Origin of the sequence: Moorena sp. SIO4E2 (assembly GCF_010671945.1) — a bacterium.
Classification (GTDB): Bacteria; Cyanobacteriota; Cyanobacteriia; order Cyanobacteriales; family Coleofasciculaceae; genus Moorena; species Moorena producens.
Map to the genome: position 1 here is coordinate 1 of NZ_JAAHIE010000505.1, position 5,124 is coordinate 5,124.

The following is a 5,124-nucleotide window of genomic DNA, read 5'->3' on the forward strand; positions in this document are numbered from 1 at the left end:
GCAATGTCAGATAAACGGTCAGCTGCTTTAGGGATAAACTCATGGTTCTAGTAATTTCACTAATTGCTTTTGGGGTCTATATACTTACACTTTACTGAAAAATGTCAAGTGTTGGCCGAAGAATATTTTGGAGTTACGTGAAATAGCGGGTAGGGAGTGCTGATAAGGGTAGGTTTTTTGACAAAGACCTCACGTGTGGGGTGTAGGGTGTGGGGTGTGGGGTGTGGTAATAAGATAGGGTAATATTACATTATAGCGCTTTTGATAGGAATTTGGTAAAGAGACCTATTGTTTCGTTGTTGGCTTGAGAATGCGTTCGCTTTTAGCGGCTCCAAAGGAGCATCGCGTAGCGTGACCATTCGCGAAGCGTGGCCTAAAGGCCAAGGTCAATCGCTTTTAGCGGCTCCAAAGGAGCATCGCGTAGCGTGACCTTTGGTCAATCCTGTAGGGTGAATTACAATTTCTTTTGATAACTAGTCATTGTTATGAATACATCGCACCAAATAGCCAATTTATTCTGAAAATACCTCAAAAATTAAGTATTATTAAGGATATCGCGCAACCTTTTCAAATTATCACCAAAGGTTACCGTGTTAGGATGGTTTAAGCCTAACTTCCGTTCGGCAATCTCCAATGCTTGGACAAAAAGGGGTTCCGCCTCATCGTACCGCCCCTGAGCTTGGTAGAGTGTTGCCAGGTTGTTGAGACTTTGGGCTATATCAGGATGATCTTCACCCAGCAGCTGCTTTCTCATCTCCAATGCCTGTTGATGGAGGGGTTCGGCCTCATCATACCGCCTCTGATCATAGTACAGTGCAGCCAGATTGTTGAGACTTTGGGCGACATCGGGATGGTAGTGACCCAGCCGCTGTTTTCTCATCTCCAATGCCTGTTTAGAGAGGGGTTCGGCCTCATCATACCGCCTCTGAGCATAGTACAGTGCAGCCAGATTGTTGAGACTGTCGGCCACATCGGGATGGTTTTCACACAGCACCAGCAGCTGCTTTCTCATATCCAATGCCCGTTTATAGAGGGGTTCGGCTTGATCATACCGCCCCTGATCATCGTAAAGTCCAGCCAGGTTGTTGAGAGTTTTGGCCACATGGGGATGGTCTTCACCCAGCAGCCGCTTTATCATATCCAATGCCCGTTTATAGAGGGTTTCGGCTTGATCATACCGCCCCTGAGCATGGTAGAGTAATGCCAGGTTGTTGAGACTGTCGGCCACATCGGGATGGTCTTCACCCAGCAGCTTCTTCAACAGCTCCAAAGCATCGATATAGAGAGTTTCGGCTTGATCATACCGCCCCTGAGCATAGTAGAGTAATGCCAGGTTGTTGAGACTGTCGGCCACATCGGGATGGTCTTCACCCAGCAGCCGCTTTATCATATCCAATGCCCGTTTATAGAGGGGTTCGGCTTGATCATACCGCCCCTGATCATAGTAAAGTCCAGCCAGGTTGTTGAGACTTTCGGCCACATGGGGATGGTGGTGACCCAAGCGGCTTCTAGTTATCTTTAGACATTGCTGATACCACAGTTCAGCCTGGTCATAGATACCTTGACCGTGATATAATTTCCCTAAGCTAGCAAAGGGCTTTATTATATCTTCATCCCTGATCCAGTCAGTTAGGACAGTAGCAGTTTCGGCTAAATGACGGATGAGGGGGCTAACTACTGCAGTGATTTCTTTAGTTGGTGTATAAGGAATTTTTGGAATTTTTTCTGCCACAGCCACCATTGTCTTACAAAAGCTTTGCTTGTAGCTATCGGCCTCTGGTAATTGAGCCAGCTTGGTCTGGAAAAATTCTCGAATTAGTTGATGAAGTCGATAGGTTTTATATTCTGTCAGTTGCAACAGATTACGATTTACCAGAAAGCGATTGGCCGTAGGCCACGCTACGCGAACGCGTAATTCTTCTAATTCTTCTTGTTCTTCTTCCGAGTCATCTTCATCTTCAGTTTCGATAACACAATTCTCTACCAGGAACCACTCAAAAGGAGCTTGAGCAAACAGACTCAAACGAGATCCTAACTGCTGGGCTTCTGATGGCAACTCGTGCCAGGATAATTCCAATGCTGCTGCTACTCCCAACTGAGCTGTCATTTCCCCTTCTTCTGTTGGATAAAGTAACGCCTTAGCTGCTAATTTCTTTTTCTCTAAACGTTTCTGAACTTTAGCAATGGTTAAATTCGGATGTATATCTAAATATCGTCCTACTAACTCCAAACCTAAGGGCAAATACCCTAACCATTTACATAAAGCTTCTGCTGCGTTTAATTCCTTATCAATGCGCTCTTTTCCAACAAGGGTACGCAATAATTCCAATGCTGCTTCTGGGGATAGTACATCCAGGTCAATTCGTCGGTAAGAAGCCCCTGGACGCTGACGACTGGTGACCAGTACCTTAAAGCGGGATTGGGCTGGAGGTAAGTAGGGCTGAATTCTTTGTTTGTAGTCCTTGCCGAAAGAAGGGACATCATCCAGCACGATCAATACTGTTCCTTCTGGCCAATTTCTCCAGCAGTATCTTACCTGGTCGTTGAACTCTAGTTCATCTGGAATCGTTAATCCTAATTCCCTACGCCCGAAACTGACAAGTTGAGTTCCGAGATCTCCACCGCGCACCGATAACCAGCACAAACCCCCAGGGTAGTTATCCTGATATTTCAGAGAATATTGTAGAGCTAATTCAGTTTTGCCCACACCCCCCATTCCGGCAATGGCACAAATTGCTAGTTTATCGGTGTTTTGAAGTTCCCAATGGAGCTGCTCAAGTTTATCTTGTCTCCCCACAAAGTGAGGAGTGCCACGATTAGTAATGTTAGTGGGGGGATTTAACTTTGTCCGTTCCCGGTCGGACGACTTCAGCTAATGCTCATGAATACGAATCTCGCCAACATAAACTGTTCCGTTGCTGTCATCCGTTAGGCGCACAGGAGTGTTGACGCATTCTTTGATAAATTTCTTGACACCAAGATAGACCTGACTGTTTTGAGACTCTGGTTTGCATAGGTCAATATGGTTATTTGCCATAGCAACCGGCTTCACTTTTTCAATGCCTGGGTTAGCACTATCTGGGTCTACCACCAAAATTCCTTTTACAGGCTGGGTTTCATAATAGACCTTTGTAGCAATTCCTAGACTCCGAACGTTTTCTCGATACCACTCATTTAATTCCCTTAACTGAGGGGAATGAGCTTTTAGTTCTTTGACACTTACGGTGGTTTGTGCCAAAACGCCAATATTATCAATTAAATTAGCGAGATGAGCACCAGTGTGGGGAGTAGCCAGGAATACAATCCCTTTAGTCTGCTCAAGAATAGCTTGCTTTTGAAACGTCAAGGCACTGTTAAGCATTTTTTTGACTAAAAGACCGCCCATACTGTGAGTAATAAATACTAATGGACGCTTGCCAAGATCGTGGATATCTAACCAATCTAATAAATTACTGGCTTGGTCAAAAAGGGGCATACTGCTGTTGTTTTTCCAGTTTGTCCCTTCAGCGTCATACCCAAAAGACCAGATGTTAAGACCTAGCTGATCTTTTCCTAACCAAACTGGCCAGAAGTCATAATCATCCTGTTTTCCTTCGGGATGCCACGTGCTGATCGCATTCCCTCCCAGCCCGTGAACAAACACCACATCCGCCTTGGCAAATGAGTCCTGGTGGCTTGAGATTTTGATCAAGCCCGTTAATTTACTCAAGGATTAGCCTCCAGTTAATTATATAGCATTAACCAGTAGATGCTTGAAACCCAATCTCGATTTAGTTTAACACAGGGAAAAATAGGGAGTCGGGAGTCGGGAATCGGGAATCGGGAATCGGGAATCGGGAAAAAATTATCAAAATTAATTACTTTTTCGATTTACTATTACCGATACTCTCGATAAAATTACTTATCAAAAAAATGCGATTCTCTGAAAGAGACACTACGCGAACGCTAACATTTTTTTTGTGAATTTTACTTTGGCTGTTTGACCTGGTGGTGCGTTACGGGGCGGACTATACCAAGGCTGGCTAATAAGCAAACAATTAGGGCAAGTCCGCCCCTAACGCACCCTACGCAACTATTCCTTTTTACCTTAAAAAAAACAATATTTCATTTCCTTTCCCGTACATTTTCTTTCAATACTCCCTCAAAAAATATTTTCTAAAACCCCTTGACAAAATAATTTATAATCATTATGATTATAGTATAAACTTCAAACAAAGATTTTAACGATGACTGAAGAGTTTATCCCAAACGAAAACAACAATCCTGAAGAGATTACTCCCGCTAATACTCCTCAGGAACCTTCTCCAAAAAAATACCCAGTTAAGCACATTTTGAAAGGGTCACGTAAGGCCATAATCAAGACCATGCATACCCTATATGCACTGCGTTACGCGGAAATCTCGGAGTGGAGCCCCCTTCAGCCGACGGGCATCCCAGGGGAATTCATCACGATTATGACCAAGTACCTCATTATCGATTAAACTAGTTTAGGGGGGGTAACCCCCCTGGCCAAGACATTAGGTCTCATGACATGGGATTGTGTTTAGGTTTGGTTAAAAAATTGTAGTCATCATCAAAACCTATAGCCGTGGAAATTATTTCTGCGGCTATTTTTTTGTGGAGTTTAAGGTTAGGATGTTTAATGAAGGTTAGGATGTTTAATGAAGGTTAGGATGTTTAAGGTTGAAGGTTAGGATGTTTAAGGTTGAAGGTTAGGATGTTTAAGGTTTAAGGTTAGGATGTTGAAGGTTTAAGGTTAGGATGTTGAAGGTTGAAGGTTAGGATGTTGAAGATTAGGATGTTGAAGGTTTAAGGTTAGGATGTTGAAGGTTTAAAGTTAGGATGTTGAAGGTTTAAAGTTAGGATGTTGAAGGTTTAAGGTTAGAATGTTGAAGGTTGAAGGTTAGGATGTTTAAGGTTTAAGGTTAGGATGTTTAAGGTTTAAAGTTAGGATGTTGAAGGTTGAAGGTTAGGATGTTTAAGGTTTAAGGTTAGGATGTTGTTCGCGTAGCGTGGCCTATTGGCCAAGGTTATTAAGGTTGAATTTTGTTCGCCCTTGGTCTTTCAGTAGGGTATAGTAATCAGTTTAGGAATTGTGAGAATTGTTGATGCCATTTCCCTACA

At 43.4% G+C, this 5,124-nt stretch carries 4 protein-coding genes; 2 read left to right on the plus strand and 2 right to left on the minus strand.

The window, feature by feature from the left end:
* Nucleotides 1-535: 535 nt before the first annotated feature.
* Both F6K37_RS31640 and F6K37_RS31645 read right to left on the minus strand, forming a co-directional pair.
* On the minus strand, nucleotides 536-2,797 hold the full coding sequence (locus F6K37_RS31640; RefSeq protein ID WP_287254524.1) for a tetratricopeptide repeat protein: 2,262 nt from the start codon (nucleotides 2,795-2,797) through the stop codon (nucleotides 536-538).
* Nucleotides 2,798-2,872: 75 nt separating this feature from the next.
* Complete coding sequence (locus tag F6K37_RS31645; protein WP_287254526.1) at nucleotides 2,873-3,709, minus strand: esterase/lipase family protein; 837 nt, start codon at nucleotides 3,707-3,709, stop codon at nucleotides 2,873-2,875.
* A 39-nt stretch (nucleotides 3,710-3,748) separates the two neighbouring features.
* Between F6K37_RS31645 and F6K37_RS31650 the strand changes: the two genes are divergently transcribed.
* On the plus strand, nucleotides 3,749-3,895 hold the full coding sequence (locus F6K37_RS31650) for a hypothetical protein (protein WP_287254528.1): 147 nt from the start codon (nucleotides 3,749-3,751) through the stop codon (nucleotides 3,893-3,895).
* A 331-nt stretch (nucleotides 3,896-4,226) separates the two neighbouring features.
* Nucleotides 4,227-4,481 (plus strand): hypothetical protein, encoded by a 255-nt coding sequence (locus F6K37_RS31655; RefSeq protein ID WP_008191033.1) that lies wholly within the window; start codon nucleotides 4,227-4,229, stop codon nucleotides 4,479-4,481.
* Nucleotides 4,482-5,124: the final 643 nt, after the last annotated feature.

Coding starts and splice junctions, on each gene's coding strand:
- F6K37_RS31650 (WP_287254528.1), top strand. CDS start 3,749: ATGCTTGAAACCCAATCTCGATTTAGTTTAACACAGGGAAAAATAGGG.
- F6K37_RS31655 (WP_008191033.1), top strand. CDS start 4,227: ATGACTGAAGAGTTTATCCCAAACGAAAACAACAATCCTGAAGAGATT.